This window comes from Aquibium pacificum (genome assembly GCF_040839445.1).
Lineage (GTDB): Bacteria > Pseudomonadota > Alphaproteobacteria > Rhizobiales > Rhizobiaceae > Aquibium > Aquibium pacificus.
Map to the genome: position 1 here is coordinate 72,919 of NZ_JBDPGJ010000002.1, position 19,182 is coordinate 92,100.

Sequence of the window (19,182 nt, forward strand, 5' to 3'; positions counted from 1 at the left end):
GATCAAAGTCAATCGCGATCTCCGGGCACGGCGTCGAGGGCGGACGTCTGGTGGGAAGCGCGCGCGCCAACCCTCACTACATGCGGCGGCTTCAAACGAGCGCGGGCGGAGTCCATACTGGCGGACCGGGAGCACAGGATGAGCGAAAGCGGAAACACATTGCTTGACCGGCTGGGAAAGTACCTCGCGGCGCGGCTCAGGGAGGAATCGTCGGGCTACCAGCCCTACACCCCGTCCGACCCGGAGACGCTTCGCCGTGCCCTCCAGCCCGGAGACATCCTGCTCGTCGAGGGCAACCAGCGGATCTCCAACGCGATCAAGTATCTCACGCAATCGACCTGGTCACATTCGGCCTTCTATGTCGGCGACGCCCTGCCCGAGCCGGAGGATGGCTCCGAACGGCCGCGGCTCATCGAGGTCAACCTGGGGGAAGGCTGCGTCGCGGTGCCGCTGTCCAAGTACCAGACCTACAACACCCGGATCTGCCGCGCGTCCGGCCTGCACCCGGAGGACCGCAAGCGGGTCGTGGCGTTCATGACCGGCAGGATCGGCCTGAAATACGATCTCAAGAACATCATCGACATGCTGCGCTGGTTCTTTCCCACGCCGCCCGTCCCGGTCCGCTGGCGGCGGCGGATGATCGCCTTCGGGTCGGGCGACCCGACGCGGGCGATCTGCTCCTCGCTCATTGCCGAGGCCTTCGGAGAAATCCGCTATCCGATCCTGCCCGAAGTGACGCGGGCACCCGGCCGCGCCTCCGCCCAGTCGGCCTATTCGCGGCGCGAGATCCTGCACATCAGGCATCATTCCCTCTATACGCCGCGCGATTTCGACCTTTCGCCCTACTTCGAGATCGTCAAGCCGACGCTCGAATACGGGTTCGACTACAAGCAGTTGGTCTGGAGCGAGAATGCCGCCGACGCGAATGCCGAAATGGTCTCGGACGCGACGGTTGGTGTTCCCGACGGCCCTGGATCCTGAAGCGCGGATGTCCTGCGCGGACGGCCACCGACGCGGCAGCTTGTGCTCGCATCGTTTTCGGCTAAAGGACGCCGATCGATCCTGCGGGCAATCCATGACCAACCACGAACCGAATGCCGATCCGCTCTTCCTGGGCATGGATACGGGCGGCACCTACACGGATGCCGTCCTGTGGTCCGAGGGCCGCGGGATCGTGGCGAAGGCCAAGGCGCTGACAACCCGGCACGATCTTTCGGTTGGCATCGCCGGTTCCGTGGACAACGTGCTCGCCGCGACCGGCATCGAGCCGTCCCGGATCAAGCTCGTCTCCATTTCCACCACGCTGGCGACGAATGCGCTCGTCGAGGGACAGGGCGGCCGCGTCGGGCTGGTCATGATCGGCTTCAAGCCCGAGGACCTCGCCCGCGACGGCCTCGCCCAGGCGCTCGGCAGCGATCCCGTCATCCACTGTGCCGGCGGCCATGACGTCCACGGCAATGCGACACGTCTCGACCTGTCCGACCTGGAAGCCTCGCTTCCGAAACTTGCCCGGGAAGTCTCCGCCTTCGCCGTCGCAGCCTACTTCTCCACACGCAACCCGGCGCACGAGATAGCCGCCCGCGAGCTGATCCGCGCCCGCACGGGCCTGCCCGTGACAGCCAGCCACGAGCTTTCCTCGAAGCTGGGCGGACCGCGCCGGGCGCTGACGACGCTGCTCAACGCGCGGCTGGTCGCGATGATCGACCGGCTGGTCGCGGCGACCGAGGGCTTTCTCGCCGGGCGCGGCATCGAAGCGCCGCTGATGGTGGTGCGGGGCGACGGAGCGCTTGTCACGGCGAGTTTCGCCCGCACGCGTCCGATCGAGACGATCCTGTCCGGACCGGCGGCAAGCCTCGTCGGCGCGCGCCACATGACCGGCCTGTCGAATGCCGTCGTATCCGATATCGGCGGCACGACGACGGACGTCGCGGTGCTGGACGGCGGAAGGCCCCGGCTCGACCCGGACGGCGCCACGGTCGGCGGCTATCGCACCATGGTCGAGGCGGTTGCGATGCGGACCTTCGGGCTCGGCGGCGATTCGGAGGTCTCGCTGGTGGAAGGCGGCCTCGATCCGGGCCTGAAGCTCGGGCCGAGGCGGGTGGTGCCACTGTCGCTTGCCGGAACCCAGTCGGCATCCGTGCGCGAGCAACTGGAGCGCCAGCTGCGGGCACCGAACGCAGGCCGGCTGGACGGCCGCTTCGCCATGCGGACGGGAGTACCCGAGAGACTGGAAGCGGGGCTGGGCGTTCCCGAGGCGAAACTCTTTGCCGCAATCGGGCCGACACCCGAGCCACTTGACCGGCTGCTCACCTCGAACTCGCAGAACGCCACGCTGACCCGCCTCGTCGCGCGCGGGCTGGTCCACGTCTGCGGCTTTACGCCCTCCGACGCCGCCCATGTGCTCGGGCGGCAATCCAACTGGGATCCGGAGACCGCCCGCATGGGCGCAGAACTCTTTTCCCGCAAGCGAGACGGGCGCGGGAAGGCGATCGCCACCGGACCCGAGGACATCTCGGCCCGCGTCCTGGAAGCGCTGACGCGGCGTTCCGCCGAAGTGATCCTGGAGACGGCCTTCGCCGAGGACGGGCTCGACGGGGCGGCGACCGTTGCGCACGCGCTGGTGCAGCGCGCGGTCGACGGCAGGACCGGGATCGCCAGGCTCTCGGTATCGCTCGACCGGCCGGTGGTCGGGCTCGGCGCCTCGGCGGGCCTCCACTATGCAAGACTGGAGCCGCTGGTCGGCAACGTTTGCGTTCTTCCAGCAGACGCCGATGTCGCCAATGCGCTCGGCGCCGTCGTCGGGCAGGTTCGCGTCACCGCGGAGGCGACCGTCGGACAACCGAAGGAAGGACTGTTCCGCATCAGCGCCGGCGAAACCGTCAGGGACTTTCTCTCCGAAGAGGAGGCGCTTGCCGCGGCCGAGGCGGAAATCCGCTCTCTTGCGGCCGCGCGCGCGATATCTGCGGGAACGGAGGATGCCGAGATCTCGATGACACGGGAGTTGCGGACTGCGACGGTCGAGGGGCAGCGGAGCTTCATCGAGGCACGGCTGGTGGCGACGGCGAGCGGCCGACCGCGCATTGCGCTGTGACCTTCGTGCGCATATTCCCACGGCCTCCCGTTTGACATAGAAGCGGTTCGAACCTTGGGCCAATCCGGTGTCCCCGGCGCCGGATGCCCCGCGACCAACCAGAGCACGCAGGAGCACGCATGTCCGGAACACTCGTCCTCGTCCGCCACGGCCAGAGCGAATGGAACCTCAAGAACCTCTTCACCGGCTGGCGTGACGTCGACCTGTCGGAGAAGGGCCACGAGGAGGCGAAGGCCGCCGGCCGGATCATGAAGGAACGCGGCCTCAGGTTCGATATCGCCTACACCTCCGCCCTGATCCGGGCCCAGAAGACGTGCCAGTACATTCTCGACGCCGTCGGTCAGAGCGATCTTGAGACCATCCGCGACGAGGCGCTCAACGAGCGCGACTACGGCGAACTCGCCGGCCTCAACAAGGACGACGCCCGCGCCAAGTGGGGCGAGGAGCAGGTGCATGTCTGGCGGCGGTCCTACGACGTGCAGCCGCCCGGCGGCGAGAGCCTGCGGGACACCGGCGCGCGCGTCTGGCCATACTACATGCACGAGATCCAGCCGCACGTGCTTCGCGGCGAGACCGTGCTCGTTGCCGCGCACGGCAACTCGCTGCGCGCCCTCATCATGGCGCTGGACGGGCTGACGAAGGACGAAGTCGTGAAGATGGAACTCGCGACGGGGATTCCGGTGATCTACAGGCTCAACCCGGATTCCACGGTGGCTTCCAAGGAAATCGTCGACTGACCGGCCTTCTCGGCGAAGTCTACGGTTTCTCCGCCAGGCAGCCAGGGTTCAGATCGGCGGCGCTCGTCAGGCCGCTCAGCGCCAGCGTCAGGTCGAACTCCGCGATCATGTTGCGGATGACCTCGCGGGCCCCGGCCTCGCCGGCGATCGCCAGGCCATAGACGTAGGGCCGTCCGAGCAGGACTGCCCTGGCGCCGAGCGCCAGCGCCTTGGCGACGTCGCTGCCGGAACGGATGCCCGAATCGAGCAGCACGGTGATGCCTTCCGCCGCTTCGACCACGCGGGGCAAAGCATCGAGCGTTGCGCCTTCACCGTCTACCTGCCGGCCGCCATGGTTGGAGACGACGATCCCATCCACCCCGTGATCCTTCGCCATGCGGGCGTCTTCGGCATGGCGGATCCCCTTGAGCACGATCGGCAGCTTGGTCATGCCGCGCAGCCGCGCGATGTCGCTCCAGGTCAGGTCGGGACGCGAGTAGGTTGCCACGAAATGAGCGACCGCCGCGCGCATCCGGTTCATGGTCAGCCCGAATTCGCGGCCCTTGCGGCGAAGGGTCAGCGCCGTCGAGACGATCTGGAAGCCGCGCACCTGCGTGGCGGTGGCCGGCGGATCGGCCGGAATCTGACTGCGGAACACCGGATCGGAGAGGTATTGCGCCAGTCCCAGACCACGCAGGAAGGGGAGGTAGCCGAGGTCGAGGTCGCGCGGGCGCCAGCCGAGCAGGGTCGTGTCGAGCGTGACCACGATCGCCTCGCAGCCGGATTTCTCCGCCCGGCCGAGCAGCGAGCGCACGAAGGCGTCGTCGCTCGACCAGTAGAGCTGGAACCAGCGCGGCTTATTTTCCATCGCGGTCGCGCAGGTTTCCATCGCGACGGAGGCCTGGTTGGAGAAGACCATGCCGATACCTTCGGCGGCGGCCGCGCGCGCCACCGCAAGATCGGCCTGCGGATGGACCAGTTCGAGCACGCCGATCGGCGCCAGGAGAATCGGCGCGCTGTGCCTGCGCCCGAACAGCTCGACAGAGAGATCGCGGCGCGAGACGTCCCGCAGCACGCGCGGGGCCAGCCGATGGCGGTCGAAGGCAGCCCGGTTCGCCGCAATCGTCGCCTCCGTGCCGGCACCGCCGATGATGTAGGCTGCGGCCTCTGGTTTCATCGCACGCGCCGCCTTCGCCTCGAGCGCGGCAGGCGAGACGGGAACCAGCGGCCGTGCCCCGCCGGCGCCGGGAACGTAGATTTCCATCTGCCGCAGGCGGCCCGGCGCGATCGGCTCGGTGTCGTTCGGCATCCGAGGGGTGTCCGCTACTTGCGGCCGTAGCCCTTCTGCATGTCCTCCATCGCCTCCCGGATGCGCTCGCGCAGGATATCGATGGTCTCGGAGGACGACTTGCGCATGACCTCGCCGATCTCGCTGGCGTTCTTCACCGCCGTCTCGAAGGACTTGCGCGCGAACTCCGCCTGTTTGCCGACGAAGTCCTGTGGGTTGCCGGGAGTACGTATCTGCTCGGCCATCTGCGTGATCTCGCGCAAGGTCGACTGCAGGACCTCGCGCTGTTTGGAAAAGATGTCGGAAGCGCCCGTGGAAGCGGATCTGGCGGCCTTTTCCAGGGCTTCGAGGTTCTTGCGGTGATGGTCGAGTATCTTGTCGACGTCCATGGTCGGCATGTGCAGGTCGCGCCCGAAGCTGGCGAACATGTCGATGAAGGAGTCGGATTCGGGTTTTTTTGCCATGAGGGTCTCCCTATGAAAAGGCCGGCTTCATTTTTCGCATGGCCGGCTCCTGGTCAGATTAGGCCTCGGGCGGACGGCGTCAATCGCCCAGGAACAGGACGCTGCCCGTGTGCAGCAGAAGCCCCGCGATGCCGCCGATGATCATTCCGTTGAATCGGATGTACTGGAGGTCGCGCCCGATATTGATCTCGATGAGATGCGTCAGTTGGCCGAGATCCCAGCCTTTCACCTGGTCTGCGATGAAGGCGGAGACGCCGCTCTTCTGATTTTCCACGAAGGATGCAAGGGCCACGACGAAGCCTTGGTTCATGTCGGCGCGCACGTGAGGGTCCTCCGCCAGCTGCCGGCCGATGTCGACGAACAGCAGGGCGAGATTCTTCCTGATCATCGAATTCGCCGACCTGGCATCCTGTTCGACGAACGCGGCGATGCCCGACCACATCTCGCCGACCAGACCGCTGAGTTCCGGCCGGGCGAGCAGATCGCGCTTCAGCTTCTCGGCGCGTTCCGCGTATTCGGGCGAATCGCGCAGACGCTCGATGAAACCTTCGACGAAGCGGTCGAACTCGCGCCGCATCGGATGGTCGCGATCCTCGCGCACGTCGCTCAGAAGATGGCCGGCGGAATTGACGATCCGCTTCAGGAGATAGGCGTCGGCGCGGAAGTAGCGGGCGAGCGTCGGCAGTTCGTCCCGGATCTTGTCCCGCATCATCGCCAGCGCCTGCTCGTCGCTCAGGAACTTCCCGAGCACCTTGATGATCTCGTCGAACAGGCGCTGGTGGCGCCGGTCTTCCGTGAAGGCCGACAGGAGGTCGGCGGCGAGCGGCGCAATCCTCACCTTCTCAAGCTGTTCGTTGAGGCGCTGGCTGGCGAAATCCTTCAGGCCGGAATCTCCGATGGCCCTGACCATCTGCGGCACGAGCCGGGCGACGAAGTGGGAGAGGCCTTGCGCGCGGCGTGGCTCCGAAAGCCAGTCGGCGACAAGGGCGGCGAAGTCCACCTCGCGCAGCTTTTCGCGCACAGGCCCCGGCGCCAGGAAGTTCGCCTCGATGAACTGCCCCAGATTGTCGGCGATGCGGTCCTTGTTGGCGGGTATGATGGCGGTGTGCGTTATCGGCAGGCCGAGCGGCCGCTTGAAGAGGGCGACCACGGCATACCAGTCGGCGATGCCGCCGATCGCCGCGGCCTCGGCGAAGGCGGCGACGAAGCCGAGCCAGGAATACCGCCCCGCGTAGAGCGTCGAGACCGCGAAGACGATGATGCAGAGCGCGAGCGAGACGGTGGCGGCGGTCTTCACCCGGTTGAGCGCGGCGAGCTTGGCGCGCTCGTCGGATGCGACGACGATCCCGGGACGTCCGGAATCGGCGGGGCTCGTTTTGTCGTCTGCCATCCTGCGCCTCGTGCCTGCCGGGCCGGCCAGGTCGCGGGTGCGAACCGGTGCCGTGTTCGATCTTTCCAGAACGTCGGCATGGTGGAGTTGTTTCGCAAGTGCGGTCGAGTTGCCACCCCCGATCGAGCCGTGACTGAGGGCCCACCTGACCTGTGCGTACGAGGCGAGCCACGGCCTCGCACGCGATCAGCCTATTTCGTGGCGGTGGCAGGCGTCCAGAGTCTCAGCGCCGCCCGCCCGGCCCCAGCCATGGTTCCCGCCAACCCCGCCGCGGCAAGCAGCGGGCTTGGCAATATCGGTCTCTTTTCGGGTATCGGTTGCGTTGGAAGAGTGACCGAATGGCGGAACGCGGCCATGTCGATAACCCCTACCGCCTCCTGCGACTGAAAGCAGAGCACGGCTCCGAACTTGCGGGCGAGCGCCTTCCTGCGCGGTTCTGCGGATGGGTCGTGACGTGCAGCGAGCGATAGCCGAGTTCGAGGGCCCGGACGATCAGACGCTCGAACAGCCGGGCGCCGATGCCACGGTGCTGGAAAGCGTCCTCGACGCTGAAGGCGATCTCGGCCGCCTCCCGGTTCCCTTGGCCGACGTCGTGCAGTTCCGCGGCGCCCCGGACGCGTCCGCCTTCCAGATAGCCGATCACGACGGCTCCGGACTTGACCGAACGCGCCGCGTAGGCTTCGACGAAGCTGTCGTCGGTGTATCCGTTGAACCGGTCGCGCCTGCTGGCGGGCGTCAGTCGCAGGAGATGATCGCGGAAATTCGCGAGGTCGCCCGCGACGAGATCCCGTATCTGTCCGCGAATGGCGGCGGTGAGTTTTGGTGAAGCGTTCGGCATGGCGTCAAGCATCCTCGGTTTCCTCCCCGAGTCGTCGACTCTCGCGCCGCTGATATTGTGCACTGCAACAAATAGTTCAATCGGTCTCGACATGCTTTTGCCCGCGCCGGGCGCAGGGGAGCCATGCATAAGGGCCGTGGCGGATATTTCGCCCGGGAGAGGACGGCAGTGGAGGCGATCGAACGACCGCGGTCGCGGGTTCAGACTGTCACGGTTTCCGCGCTTGCGACGGTTACCGGCCCGGCCACTTCAGAATTCGAACTTCATCCGGGAATTGCCAAACATGTTGCGGAACGGATCGCGCGGGTGCTCCGCATGCGGCGAGCCATGAAACGGCGCAGCGCTCGCGTCGCCCTGCTTTGCACCCTGATTGGCCGTCTTCTGCACGACGGAATTTCGTTCATCGGCCTCTTCGCGGCGCGACGATTGCTTGTTCAGCGTAGGCATGACCCCCTCCGAACTCCTTACAAATTCACGGTGAAGCGTCGAGATGAATCACCGTCGTCCCCAAAGCCCGAGACTAGATCAATCCACGAGAGGCGGGCGTCACAATTGGTGTCTCGCTGTTATCTTGCTTGCGCCGTCGCATCGCGTCTGGCGGCATCGACGAGACGCAGCGCATCCGGGCTATTCCATTCGGCCGGTCCGTTCATGTGGGCGAGCAGGCAGCCCTCTTCGTCGATCAGCAGCGTGACGGGCAGCCCAAGCGCCAGCGACCGCTTCTTGAGGTCGTTGAACAGCGCAAGCGTGTTGTCCCGGTAGTAGGCGAGCGATTCGACGCCGGTTTCGGCGAGAAACTTCTTCGGCTTGGTGTCGTCGCCGGTGTCGACGTTGACCGCGACCACTTCGAAGTCCTCGCCGCCGCGCTGCTTCTGGAGCGCATCCAGCGCCGGCATCTCGGCCCGGCAGGGCGCGCACCATGTGGCCCACAGATTCATCAGGATCGTCTTGCCTGCAAATTTCCGGACGCTGATGGGTGCCCCGTCCGGAGCCTGGAAGGAGAGATCGGCGACGGGCCGCGGCGGAGAGGCGGCAAGCATGGCGGCGACTTCCCCGGTTGCGACGGCCGCCACGGCGTCGGCGAATTCCTGCCTGGCCGCGCATTTCGCTTCCTCGGCCGCGACGAGCGGCGACGCGGCATTGTTGCCATCCCCCTCGCTCGTCACGTATACCGCAGCCGCGCCGGCAAGGAGGCCCGCGACCGCGGCAATCAGGATCATGCGTGATGCCGGCAGGTGCAAGTTCTTCAGTGCCATTCGAAACTCCAGGGCCCGGTTATCACCATGAGCGACGATAAGACCAGCAACCAGATGTGGGGCGGACGATTTGCCTCGGGTCCGGCGGCGGTCATGGAAGCGATCAACGCCTCGATCGGCTTCGACAGGAAGCTCTATTCGCAGGATATCCGCGGTTCGATCGCGCATAGCGAGATGCTGGCCGAGAAAGGCATAATTTCGGCGGAGGATCAAAGCCGCATCGCTCACGGCCTGAACACGATCCTGCGAGAGATCGAAGCGGGGACGTTCACTTTCTCGGCCCGGCTGGAAGACATCCACATGAATGTCGAGGCGCGGCTGGCTGAACTGATCGGCCCCGCGGCGGGCCGGCTGCACACGGCGCGGTCGCGAAACGACCAGGTGGCCGTGGATTTCCGGCTCTGGGTCAAGGAAGAGCTCCTGAGCACCGCCGAGGCGCTGAAGCGGTTGATTGCCGCCTTCCTCGACCGCGCGGAAGAGCATGCGGCAACCGTGATGCCGGGCTTCACGCATCTGCAGAGCGCCCAGCCGGTGACGTTCGGCCATCACTGCATGGCCTATGTCGAGATGTTCGCGCGCGACCTGTCGCGGGTGCGCGACGCTGTCGAGCGGCTCGACGAGAGCCCGCTCGGCGCCGCCGCGCTTGCCGGAACCGGCTTTCCGATCGACAGGTCCATGACCGCAAGGGCGCTCGGCTTCCGCGAGCCGACGCGCAATTCCATCGACAGCGTCTCGGACCGCGACTTCGCGCTCGAGTTCCTCTCGATCGCCTCGATCTGCGCGACGCACCTCTCCCGGCTTGCCGAGGAGATCGTCATCTGGTCGACGCCGCAGTTTTCCTTCGTGCGCCTGTCGGACTCCTTCTCCACCGGCTCGTCGATCATGCCGCAGAAGAAGAATCCGGACGCCGCCGAACTGGTGCGTGCCAAGACGGGGCGGGTAAACGGCCATCTCGTCGGCCTCCTCACGGTGATGAAGGGGCTGCCGCTCGCCTATTCGAAGGACATGCAGGAGGACAAGGAAGCCGTCTTCGACGCCGCCGAGGCGCTCGACCTCATGATCGCGGCCATGACCGGCATGGTCTCCGACATGACCGTCAACGCCGATGCCATGAAACGGGCGGCCGGCGCCGGCTACTCCACCGCCACCGACCTGGCGGACTGGCTCGTGCGGGTGCTCGGCCTCCCCTTCCGCGAGGCACATCACGTCACCGGGCGGGCCGTGGCCATGGCCGAGGCGAAGAAGACGGGGCTGGAGAAGCTGTCGGTCGAGGAGCTGAAGACGCTCCACCCAGGCATCACGGACGACGTCTATTCGGTGCTTTCGGTGCGCAATTCCGTCCGCAGCCGCACCTCGTTCGGCGGGACCGCGCCGTCGCAGGTCCGCAGGCAGATACGCCACTGGAGAAAGCGCCTGGCCAAAGCCTGACGGCTTCGTCCAAAACGGGTGCACAGGCGCAAAAACTCCGGTAAAGACGTCCCGGTAACGAAGAGGGTGATCATGTCCTTCCGCAAGATTGCGCCGATGCTGGTCCTTTGCGCCGTCGGTCTCTCCCTGCTGGCCGGCTGCGGACGACGCACCCCGCCGATCACCCCCTACGAGGCGGCAGTCCAGGAACGGCGCGAAGCACAGGAGGCGGGCGAGGCTCTCCCTCCGGAGCCGGCGCCGCCCGAGAAGGACCGCCGCTTCCTGCTCGATCCGCTCATCGACTGACGGCCGGACATCGATCGCTTCCATGCCGGTGAACTGACGTGAACCACTTCGAATTCCGCGACGGCGTCCTCCACGCGGAGGATGTGCCGGTTGCCGACATCGCCGCGGCGGTCGGGACACCGTTCTACTGCTATTCCACCGCCACGCTCGTCCGGCACTACCGCGTCTTCGCGGCGGCCTTCGCCGACATGGACGCGCTGGTCTGCTACGCGATGAAGGCCAACTCCAACCAGGCGATCCTGAAGACGCTGGCGGCCGAGGGCGCCGGAGCGGACGTCGTGTCGGAAGGAGAACTGCGCCGGGCGCTCGCAGCGGGCATTCCGCCCGAGAAGATTGTGTTTTCGGGTGTCGGAAAGACCGCTTCGGAGATGGATTTCGGCCTTTCGGCGGGGATTCACTGTTTCAACGTGGAGTCCGAGCCGGAACTCGAACTGCTGTCGGCCAGATGCGTGGCGACCGGCCGGGAAACCGGCATCTCGCTGCGCATCAACCCGGACGTGGATGCGCGCACGCACCGCAAGATCTCGACCGGAAAGGCCGAGAACAAGTTCGGAATCCCGTGGCAGCGGGGGCGGGCGGTCTATCGACGCGCGGCGGAACTGCCAGGGCTGCGCGCGATCGGCATCGACATGCATATCGGCAGCCAGATCACCGACCTGCAACCCTTCGACGACGCCTTCCTGCTGTTGACCGAACTGACCGAAACGCTGCGCGCGGACGGCCACGCCATCGGGCATGTCGATCTCGGCGGCGGGCTCGGCATTCCCTATCGGACGGACAACAACCCGCCCCCTTCCCCCGAAGCCTATGGGGAAATCGCTCGCAAGCACGTCTCGAAGCTCGACCTGAAGGTGATCTTCGAACCCGGTCGGCTGCTCGTCGGGAATGCCGGGATCCTGGTGACCTCGGTGATCTATCTCAAGGAAGGTGACGCCAAGAACTTCGTGATCGTGGACGCGGCCATGAACGACCTGATCCGCCCGACGCTCTACGACGCTTTCCACGAGATCAAGCCGGTCAGGATCGGTGCCGAACGCGGGCCGCGCATGACCGCCGACATCGTGGGTCCGGTCTGCGAGACGGGCGACTATCTCGGCCACGACCGCGAACTGCCGCTGCTTTCGTCCGGCGACCTGCTCTACGTCGGGACCGCGGGCGCCTATGGCGCCGTCCAGTCCGGCACCTACAACACCCGTCTGCTGGTGCCCGAAGTGCTCGTCAGCGGTGACCGTTTCCACGTGGTACGGCCGCGTCCGACTTATGAAGACCTGATCGGAATGGATTCCGTTCCCGACTGGCTCGGCTAGGCTCCGCATCCCGCGCGGGCGGCCGATCACGTTTTGTTTGTCCGCCTCGTCTTCGCCCGGTTTTCCGCTATTCTCCCGAGTCGCGACCAACGAAACGTCCGCCCACGAGGAATCGGAACTGACATGGCGAAATCCGGAGCCGTCGGCCGCCAAGGGATTGCACGACTGGCGCAGACACGGTTTGCGACGCGCTTCGCCATCGCCTTCGAACGCCTCTGGCCGCTCCTGCTGCCGCTTCTCCTGACCGGCGCCCTGTTCGTCTCCGTCTCCTGGCTCGGACTGTTCCGGGTCGTTCCCGAAGCCGTGCGCATCGGATTGCTGGTACTCTTTGCCGTCGCCGCTTTGGCGGCGCTCTATCCGCTGCGGTACTTCCGAATGCCTGCCGCCCGGGCCATCGACCGCCGCATCGAGCGGGCAAACAGGCTGGAGCATGCGCCGGTCTCGGCGCAGACGGACCACCTCGTGGGGCCGGCCGACGATTTCTCCGACGCACTGTGGCGCGAGCATCAGCGCCGCATGGCCGAGAAACTGGACCGCCTGTCCGGGGACATGCCGCGCCCGCGTATCCCCGAACGCGATCCCTGGGCATTGCGGGCGCTCGTCGGTCTGCTGCTCGTCGTTGCCTTCGCCTTTTCCGGCGGACCGCTGGGTGGGCGACTGGGCGATGCCTTCCGCGCCCATGGTTCGGCCGAAGTGCTGCCAGTACGCATCGATGCCTGGGTGACGCCGCCGGCCTATACGGGCAAGCCGCCGGTCTTCATGACCGCGGAAGCCAATCGCGACCAGCCGCTGTTCGTCGTGCCGCAAGATAGCGAGATCGCCCTCCGGGTGACCGGGGGCAGCGGTGCTGAACTGCTTGCCTTCGGCGATGCCGGCGGCGTCGAAGAGCTGGTCGAACCCACCGACGGTGCCGTGGCGGGCGCGACGGCTGAACCGCGCCGAAACACGGCAACCCGGCAATTCGCCTTCAAGCTGACGCGGGATGGCTCGCTCACGCTCAAGGAGGGCGAGGAGGCCATCCGGTCGTGGAGTTTCTCCGTCATTCCCGACACCCCTCCGGTCATCGCCTTCGCCGCGGAGCCGAAGCGGGCGCTGAACGGGACGCTCGAACTCGCCTACACCATCGAGGACGATTACGGCGCAGCTTCAGCGCGCGCGATCATCGATCCCCGCGACGATGTCGCCGCCGAGGCGCATCCTCTCTACGAAGCGCCGGAAATGCCGCTCTCGCTTCCGCGCCGCGGCGGCCGGGACACGGCGGCCAAGACGTCGCGCGATCTCACCGAACACCCGTGGGCGGGCGTCGACGTGACGCTGACCCTCTCGGCGACGGACGACGCCGGACAGGAATCGTTCAGCGAAGGCAAGCAGTTGAAGCTGCCGGAACGGCCGTTTTCCAATCCGCTCGCACGCGCGCTGATCGAGCAGCGCCGGATCCTGGCGCTCGACGCCAATCGCAGGCCGCGGGTGCTCGATCTCATGGACGCGATCACGCTGCGTCCCGAGGACACGTTCGACAACATGTCCCACTACCTCGCCATCCGCAGCGCTCGCAGCCGCCTCGCCGGCGCCTACAATGACGACCAACTGCGTGAGGTGGTGGATTATCTCTGGGAAATCGCACTCGGCATTGAGGACGGCGACCTCTCGGCCGCCGAAAAGCGCCTCCGCGCCGCTCAGGAGGCGCTCAAGAACGCGCTGGAGAATGGCGCGTCGGACGAGGAGATCGAGCAGCTCATGGCCGAGTTGCGCGAGGCGATGCAGGAGTTCCTGCGCGAATTCGCCGAGCGGGCGGCGCGCGACCCGAACATGTCCGCGCAGCAGATGCCGCAGAACGGGCAGGAGCTTCGGCAGAGCGATCTCGAGAGGATGATGGACCAGATCGAGGAACTGGCGAAATCCGGCGCCCGCGACCAGGCGCAGGAACTGCTCTCGCAGCTCCAGAACATGATGAACAACCTACAGGCGGGCCGCCAGCAGCAACAGCAGCAAGGTGGCCAGCAGGGCGAGATGCGCCAGCAGATGGACAAGCTCGGCGACATCATGCGTCGGCAGCAGGAGATGATGAACGAGACGCACCGGCTCGAACAGATGCAGCGCGGCCAGCGCCAGCGCGGCCAGAACCGCAGCGAGCAGCGAGGACCGCAGGGCGAGGATCCCGGACAGCAGGATGGCCAGCAGCCAGGCGAGGGCCCCGGGCAAGGGCAGGGAATGTCGCCGGAAGAGCTGGCGGAAGCCTTGCGCCAGCTGCAGGAAGGCCAGGGACAGCTGCAGGGCGAGCTCGGCCAGCTGATGGAAGACCTGCAGGGCATGGGCATCCAGCCGGGCGAGGGCTTCGGTGAAGCCGGCGACGCCATGGGAGAGGCCGGCGACGCGCTCGGTGAAGGACAGGGAGAACGCGCCGTCGGCGAACAGGGCCGCGCGCTCGAAGCGCTCCGGCGCGGCGCTCAGGATATGATGCAGCAGATGCAGCAGGCCATGCAGGGTGAGCAGGGCGGATCGGGCGAAGGCGGGCGCCAGCAGAGTTCGGACCGCGATCCGCTGGGCCGGCCACGGGCGACGACCGGTCCCGACTTCGGCGAGACGGTCAAGGTGCCCGACGAGATCGACGTGCAGCGGGCGAGGAGGATCCTGGAAGCGATCCGGGAGCGGTTAGGAAACGCGCTCAGCCCGGAACTCGAAAAGGACTATCTCGAACGGCTGCTGGAGATGCGCTGAGCTTGCATTGCGGGTATCACCGCCTGACGAAGGTCAGGTAGGCGGGCGTGCGGCCTTCCCGCTTTGCTTTGGCTTCGTAGCGGGTCCCGGGCCAGCCTTCATAGGGCTGGCGCCAGTCGTCAGCCGAAGCGGCGACCCATTCGAATTCGGGATGCCTCCCGATATGCATGAGCGTCCAGTTGACGTAGTGCGCGATGTCGGATGCGAAACGGAAGCGCGCGCCGGGCCGCATGACGCGGGCGAAACGCTCCAGATTTTCGTCGTTGACGAACCGCCGCTTCCAGTGGCGCTTCTTCGGCCACGGGTCCGGGTAAAAGAGATCGATGCCCGCCAATCCCGCCTCGGGCAGCCAGTCCAGGAGCCGGTTGGCATCGTCGTCGTAGAGGCGGACGTTTTTCCTCCCCGCCTCGCTTGCGGAGAGGACGAATTTCGCCATGCCTCCGATGAACGGCTCGACGCCGATGAAGCCGGTTTCCGGAAACCGTCCGCTCTCGTGAAGGAGATGCTCGCCGCCGCCGAAGCCGATTTCGAGACGCACCGCGTCGACGGGTACGTCGAAGAGATTGGCCAGCCTGGCAGGTGCGGGGCGGTCCAGGTCGAGCGAGAGGGTTGGCAGCACCTCCTCCATGGCCGACGCCTGGCGCGGCCGCAGAGGCTTGCCGTGCCTGCGGCCGAAGAACGCCCCCGCGGCGCGCGATCCCTCGTTGTCGGGCATTTTCCCGTCCGCTCGACGCGGCCGTCCTTGTCAGCCGGCGACGGCGTCCTTGATGGCCTTGACGAGGTCGGTCTTTTCCCAGGAGAAGGCGCCGTCGCGGCCGGGCTTGCGGCCGAAATGGCCATAGGCGGCTGTGCGGGCGTAGATCGGGCGGTTGAGGTCGAGATGGCGGCGGATGCCGGACGGCGACAGGTCCATCACCTTGCGCAGCGCCTCTTCCACCGCCGCCTCCTCCACCGTGCCCGTGCCGTGCAGGTCGACATAGACCGACAGCGGCTGGGCCACGCCGATGGCGTAGGAGAGCTGGATGGTGCAGCGCTCGGCGAGTTTTGCCGCCACCACGTTCTTGGCCAGATAGCGCGCCGCGTAGGCCGCCGAGCGGTCGACCTTGGTCGTGTCCTTGCCCGAAAACGCGCCGCCGCCATGCGGGGCAGCCCCGCCATAGGTGTCGACGATGATCTTCCTGCCCGTCAGGCCCGCGTCGCCGTCAGGCCCGCCGATGACGAACTTGCCGGTCGGGTTGACGTACCAGTTGCAGTCCTTGGCAATCGGCAGGTCGCCCAGCGCCTCGCGGATGTAGGGCTCGACCACCTGGCGCACCTTCTTCGAATCCCAGCTCGCGTCCAGGTGCTGCGTCGACAGCACGATCTGCGTCACCTCGGCCGGCTTGCCGTCGACGTAGCGCACCGTCACCTGGCTCTTGGCGTCGGGCCCGAGCCGGGCCGCCTCGCCCTCGCCCTTGTGGCGCGCGGCGGCCAGAAGCTCCAGGATCTTGTGGCTGTAGTAGATCGGCGCCGGCATCAGGTCCGGCGTCTCGCGGCAGGCATAGCCGAACATGATGCCCTGGTCGCCCGCCCCTTCCTCGCCCTGCCGGTCCGACGCGCTGTCGACCCCCTGCGCGATGTCGGCCGACTGGCCGTGCAGCAGAACGTCGATGCGCGCCTTCTTCCAGTGGAAACCGTCCTGCTCGTAGCCGATGGCGCGGATGGCCTTGCGCGCCGCCGACTTGAACTTCGACGGGTTGATGATGGGGAATTCCTTGGCGTCCTCGAGCACCTTGCCGTCCTTGTCCTGCTTGAGCAGCGACTTCGGCACGCGCACCTCGCCGGCGATCACCACCCGGTTGGTGGTGGCCAGCGTCTCGCAGGCGACCCGCACGTCCCAGGGGTCCATGCCGGCCTTCTTCGCCTCGCGGTAGACCAGATCGACGATCTCGTCGGAGATGCGGTCGCAGACCTTGTCGGGGTGGCCTTCGGAAACGGATTCGCTGGTGAAGAGGTAGTTCTGGCGCGCCACGGGTGTCCCCTCGAGAAAAGCGCGAAACGGCCCGATGCCGCTTCGCGCGCGCGTCTGTTAGCGGAGCCCGCCGCCATGCGTCAAGCGCGCAGGCCCCCGTATCGCCGCGCCGCGAGCTCCGCAACGCGCCGAGACCCCGACGAAAGCCGACCAACCCGGACGGCAGCCGGCGAGATCTCGCCCGTCTCGCCGCGGATCAGGCCTCCTCGTCGCCCAGCGCCTTGACGAGATCGACGAGCTTGCGGCGAACCTTCGGATCGGAGATTTTCACGAATGCCCGATTGAGTTGAAGCCCCTCCGCGCTGTTCAGGAAATCGACGACGTAGCTCGTCGAATTGTCCTCGCGGAAACCGGCGCTCGTATGGTCGGGAACGTCCGGTGCGTCCTCGAAGAAGAACGAGACCGGCACCCCCAGAATAGTCGCTATTGCCTGAAGCCTGCTGGCCCCGACGCGATTTGTGCCTTTTTCGTATTTCTGTATTTGCTGAAACGTGATACCAAGGTTTTCACCGAGCTTCTCTTGGCTCATCCCAAGCATGTTGCGTCGCAGTCGGATCCGGCCGCCGACATGAATGTCGACCGGATTCGGCTTCTTTTTATTCTCTGGCATAGTTCCTCGCCGTTGTGCACGAGTTGTGGTTATCTGCTCCAATGCAGTTCGCCCGTTGCCGCGGCCCCAATATCGCGACGACAGGGAGAAGCGTTCTTCCACGACTCCAGGCGGGGATTCGCGACTTCTGCTATCTCAGCCTGAGCGTATCCTCGCGATCGAATTCGTACCACACGCGACGATTGCAAAGAACAATAATATAAAGATGCCATTAAGATGCGGTATCTCTAAAATTCTAATAGAATTCGTCGGGAGTCGAACAACCACGTCCAGCGCCCCCACAGCGTCCTGCGCAAAGGCGTCGACGATCCTTCCCTGACTGTCGATTACCCCCGAGATTCCGTTGTTGGCGGCGCGTACCATCGGTTTGCCCGTTTCCACCGCGCGGATCTGGGCCTGCCGGAAATGCTGATATGGGCCGGGCGTATCGCCGAACCACGCGTCGTTCGTCAGGTTGACGATCAGTTCAGCACTGTTGGCCACTACTTCTCCGGGAAATATCACTTCGTAACATATGAAGGGAAGGGCGCTGACGGTGTCGGTGACCTTGATCGGCCGACGCTCCGTGCCTGCCGAGAACCCTCCGACATTGTCGGCGACGGCACGCAATCCAAGCCGATCGAACACAACCTGGAACGGAAGGTACTCGCCGAAGGGGACGAGATGGACCTTGTCCACCGCGTCGACGATCTCGCCCGTGTCGTCGATGGCGATGACCGAATTGTAGTAGCGAACCGCCGCGCCGGCGCCCTCCGAACGCACCGCTCCCAGAAAGAGTTTCTGGCCGTCCTGGAGCATCTCGCCGATCGCGCCGAGCGCGTCGGGCCGGTCGGTGAAGAGAAAGGGGAGCGCGGTTTCCGGCCACACGATCAGTTCGGGACGCGGTCTCCCTTCCTCCGGCGGCCTCGCCGAAAGTTCCAGCAAGGTGGCCAGGATGTTGTCGCGGTATTCGGGATCCCACTTGCCGCCCTGCGGAATGGAAGGCTGCACGATCCTGACGGACAGGGATTTTCCGGCCGGGACGGTCCTACCGAGTGCATAGTAGCCGAAGCCGACATGCGCGGCGGCCAGGACCAGACCGGCCACCAGCCCGACCCAGCGCTGCCGGCCGGATACCAGGAGCGCGGGGAGAGCGAAGACGAAGACGGCCAGCGCGTTCATGCCGTACATGCCGGTCACGGAGACGGACTGCATGAGCAGGGGAAGCGGCATCGCCGCGTAGCCGATCGCGTTCCACGGGAAACCGGTGAGTGCGGTGGCACGCAGCCATTCGGCGACGCCAAAAGCGAAGGCGAGCGCGGCGATCCGCCCGATGCCGTTCGACCAGCAGAGCCGCGCCACGGTCGTCGCAAGCCCGTAGAAGATCGCCAGACCGGCGGGCAGTCCCAGGACCGCCAGCGGCAGCGCCCAGGCGAATTCGTCGGCGTCGACGAGAAGGGCCTGTCCGACCCACCACAGGCCGGCCACGAAGTAGCCGAAGCCGAACCACCATCCGATCGCGAAGTTCACGCGTTGCCGGCGCCAGAAGGTGTCGCGGTCATCGGCGGTGGCCCCGTCGAGCAGCCAGACCAGGATGGTGAAGGAGACGAAGCCGGCGGGAAAGAAATCGATCGGCGCCTGGGCGAGCACTCCGAAGGCGCCGGCAAGCAGTGCCAGCAACGACCGCCGCCAACCCCACAACAGAATGATCCTGGCGGCGAGGTTTTCCATTCGGCCCTTCAGTCGCGAATCACGCGGGAACTGGTGTAGCAGCGGCCGTTCGACCTTGCCAAACATAGCT

At 66.2% G+C, this 19,182-nt stretch carries 17 protein-coding genes; 7 read left to right on the top strand and 10 right to left on the bottom strand.

Annotated elements, in window-relative coordinates; genetic code table 11:
• The first annotated feature begins 138 nt into the window (after positions 1-138).
• The 3 genes from ABGN05_RS06635 to ABGN05_RS06645 all read left to right on the top strand — a co-directional run bounded on the left by ABGN05_RS06635 (position 139) and on the right by ABGN05_RS06645 (position 3,828).
• Positions 139-981: a YiiX/YebB-like N1pC/P60 family cysteine hydrolase gene (locus tag ABGN05_RS06635; protein ID WP_367953225.1), complete on the top strand. Its 843-nt coding sequence runs from the start codon at positions 139-141 to the stop codon at positions 979-981.
• A 94-nt stretch (positions 982-1,075) separates the two neighbouring features.
• Positions 1,076-3,091: a hydantoinase/oxoprolinase N-terminal domain-containing protein gene (locus tag ABGN05_RS06640; protein ID WP_367953226.1), complete on the top strand. Its 2,016-nt coding sequence runs from the start codon at positions 1,076-1,078 to the stop codon at positions 3,089-3,091.
• A gap of 119 nt (positions 3,092-3,210) precedes the next feature.
• Complete coding sequence (locus ABGN05_RS06645) at positions 3,211-3,828, top strand: 2,3-bisphosphoglycerate-dependent phosphoglycerate mutase (protein WP_367953227.1); 618 nt, start codon at positions 3,211-3,213, stop codon at positions 3,826-3,828.
• Between the two features lie 19 nt (positions 3,829-3,847).
• Here ABGN05_RS06645 and ABGN05_RS06650 read toward each other — a convergent pair whose 3' ends face one another.
• The 6 genes from ABGN05_RS06650 to tlpA all read right to left on the bottom strand — a co-directional run bounded on the left by ABGN05_RS06650 (position 3,848) and on the right by tlpA (position 9,043).
• A complete protein-coding gene (locus ABGN05_RS06650; RefSeq protein WP_367953228.1) occupies positions 3,848-5,116 on the bottom strand; it encodes an alpha-hydroxy-acid oxidizing protein in 1,269 nt (422 codons plus the stop codon).
• A 14-nt stretch (positions 5,117-5,130) separates the two neighbouring features.
• The gene (locus ABGN05_RS06655) at positions 5,131-5,559 is read right to left on the bottom strand and encodes a phasin family protein (protein WP_367953229.1); all 429 of its coding nucleotides are present in this window, start codon (positions 5,557-5,559) and stop codon (positions 5,131-5,133) included.
• Between the two features lie 79 nt (positions 5,560-5,638).
• On the bottom strand, positions 5,639-6,949 hold the full coding sequence (locus ABGN05_RS06660) for a DUF445 domain-containing protein (RefSeq protein ID WP_367953230.1): 1,311 nt from the start codon (positions 6,947-6,949) through the stop codon (positions 5,639-5,641).
• A gap of 367 nt (positions 6,950-7,316) precedes the next feature.
• A complete protein-coding gene (locus ABGN05_RS06665; protein WP_367953231.1) occupies positions 7,317-7,799 on the bottom strand; it encodes a GNAT family N-acetyltransferase in 483 nt (160 codons plus the stop codon).
• Positions 7,800-8,036: 237 nt separating this feature from the next.
• Positions 8,037-8,234, bottom strand: a complete 198-nt coding sequence (locus tag ABGN05_RS06670) for a hypothetical protein (RefSeq protein WP_367953232.1) — start codon at positions 8,232-8,234, stop codon at positions 8,037-8,039.
• A gap of 119 nt (positions 8,235-8,353) precedes the next feature.
• Positions 8,354-9,043: a thiol:disulfide interchange protein TlpA gene (tlpA, locus tag ABGN05_RS06675; protein WP_367953233.1), complete on the bottom strand. Its 690-nt coding sequence runs from the start codon at positions 9,041-9,043 to the stop codon at positions 8,354-8,356.
• Between the two features lie 27 nt (positions 9,044-9,070).
• Here tlpA and argH point away from each other — a divergent pair, with 27 nt between their 5' ends.
• The 4 genes from argH to ABGN05_RS06695 all read left to right on the top strand — a co-directional run bounded on the left by argH (position 9,071) and on the right by ABGN05_RS06695 (position 14,781).
• Positions 9,071-10,471, top strand: coding sequence for an argininosuccinate lyase (gene argH, locus ABGN05_RS06680; protein WP_367953234.1), 1,401 nt, complete (start codon positions 9,071-9,073; stop codon positions 10,469-10,471).
• A 72-nt stretch (positions 10,472-10,543) separates the two neighbouring features.
• Positions 10,544-10,756, top strand: coding sequence for a lipoprotein (locus ABGN05_RS06685; protein WP_367953235.1), 213 nt, complete (start codon positions 10,544-10,546; stop codon positions 10,754-10,756).
• A 38-nt stretch (positions 10,757-10,794) separates the two neighbouring features.
• Positions 10,795-12,063 (top strand): diaminopimelate decarboxylase, encoded by a 1,269-nt coding sequence (gene lysA / locus ABGN05_RS06690; protein ID WP_367953236.1) that lies wholly within the window; start codon positions 10,795-10,797, stop codon positions 12,061-12,063.
• A gap of 123 nt (positions 12,064-12,186) precedes the next feature.
• Complete coding sequence (locus ABGN05_RS06695; RefSeq protein ID WP_367953237.1) at positions 12,187-14,781, top strand: TIGR02302 family protein; 2,595 nt, start codon at positions 12,187-12,189, stop codon at positions 14,779-14,781.
• A gap of 16 nt (positions 14,782-14,797) precedes the next feature.
• Here the strand turns inward: ABGN05_RS06695 and trmB are convergent, their stop codons facing one another.
• The 4 genes from trmB to lnt form a co-directional block, all read right to left on the bottom strand.
• On the bottom strand, positions 14,798-15,496 hold the full coding sequence (trmB, locus tag ABGN05_RS06700; RefSeq protein WP_367953238.1) for a tRNA (guanine(46)-N(7))-methyltransferase TrmB: 699 nt from the start codon (positions 15,494-15,496) through the stop codon (positions 14,798-14,800).
• 30 nt (positions 15,497-15,526) lie between these two features.
• A complete protein-coding gene (gene metK, locus ABGN05_RS06705; protein ID WP_367953239.1) occupies positions 15,527-16,792 on the bottom strand; it encodes a methionine adenosyltransferase in 1,266 nt (421 codons plus the stop codon).
• 196 nt (positions 16,793-16,988) lie between these two features.
• Positions 16,989-17,402 carry a helix-turn-helix domain-containing protein gene (locus ABGN05_RS06710; protein WP_367954328.1) on the bottom strand — a complete coding sequence of 138 codons (414 nt, stop codon included), beginning with the start codon at positions 17,400-17,402 and terminating at the stop codon, positions 16,989-16,991.
• A gap of 135 nt (positions 17,403-17,537) precedes the next feature.
• Positions 17,538-19,112 carry an apolipoprotein N-acyltransferase gene (gene lnt / locus ABGN05_RS06715; protein ID WP_367953240.1) on the bottom strand — a complete coding sequence of 525 codons (1,575 nt, stop codon included), beginning with the start codon at positions 19,110-19,112 and terminating at the stop codon, positions 17,538-17,540.
• Positions 19,113-19,182 lie beyond the last annotated feature (70 nt).

Bases quoted from the DNA above. Each gene is read 5' to 3' on its own strand.
- ABGN05_RS06695 (WP_367953237.1), top strand. From the start codon at position 12,187: ATGGCGAAATCCGGAGCCGTCGGCCGCCAAGGGATTGCACGACTGGCG.
- trmB (WP_367953238.1), bottom strand. From the start codon at position 15,496: ATGCCCGACAACGAGGGATCGCGCGCCGCGGGGGCGTTCTTCGGCCGC.
- ABGN05_RS06655 (WP_367953229.1), bottom strand. From the start codon at position 5,559: ATGGCAAAAAAACCCGAATCCGACTCCTTCATCGACATGTTCGCCAGC.
- tlpA (WP_367953233.1), bottom strand. From the start codon at position 9,043: ATGGCACTGAAGAACTTGCACCTGCCGGCATCACGCATGATCCTGATT.
- ABGN05_RS06665 (WP_367953231.1), bottom strand. From the start codon at position 7,799: ATGCTTGACGCCATGCCGAACGCTTCACCAAAACTCACCGCCGCCATT.
- ABGN05_RS06640 (WP_367953226.1), top strand. From the start codon at position 1,076: ATGACCAACCACGAACCGAATGCCGATCCGCTCTTCCTGGGCATGGAT.
- lnt (WP_367953240.1), bottom strand. From the start codon at position 19,112: ATGGAAAACCTCGCCGCCAGGATCATTCTGTTGTGGGGTTGGCGGCGG.
- ABGN05_RS06685 (WP_367953235.1), top strand. From the start codon at position 10,544: ATGTCCTTCCGCAAGATTGCGCCGATGCTGGTCCTTTGCGCCGTCGGT.
- ABGN05_RS06635 (WP_367953225.1), top strand. From the start codon at position 139: ATGAGCGAAAGCGGAAACACATTGCTTGACCGGCTGGGAAAGTACCTC.
- ABGN05_RS06645 (WP_367953227.1), top strand. From the start codon at position 3,211: ATGTCCGGAACACTCGTCCTCGTCCGCCACGGCCAGAGCGAATGGAAC.
- ABGN05_RS06650 (WP_367953228.1), bottom strand. From the start codon at position 5,116: ATGCCGAACGACACCGAGCCGATCGCGCCGGGCCGCCTGCGGCAGATG.
- ABGN05_RS06660 (WP_367953230.1), bottom strand. From the start codon at position 6,949: ATGGCAGACGACAAAACGAGCCCCGCCGATTCCGGACGTCCCGGGATC.
- argH (WP_367953234.1), top strand. From the start codon at position 9,071: ATGAGCGACGATAAGACCAGCAACCAGATGTGGGGCGGACGATTTGCC.
- ABGN05_RS06670 (WP_367953232.1), bottom strand. From the start codon at position 8,234: ATGCCTACGCTGAACAAGCAATCGTCGCGCCGCGAAGAGGCCGATGAA.
- ABGN05_RS06710 (WP_367954328.1), bottom strand. From the start codon at position 17,402: ATGCCAGAGAATAAAAAGAAGCCGAATCCGGTCGACATTCATGTCGGC.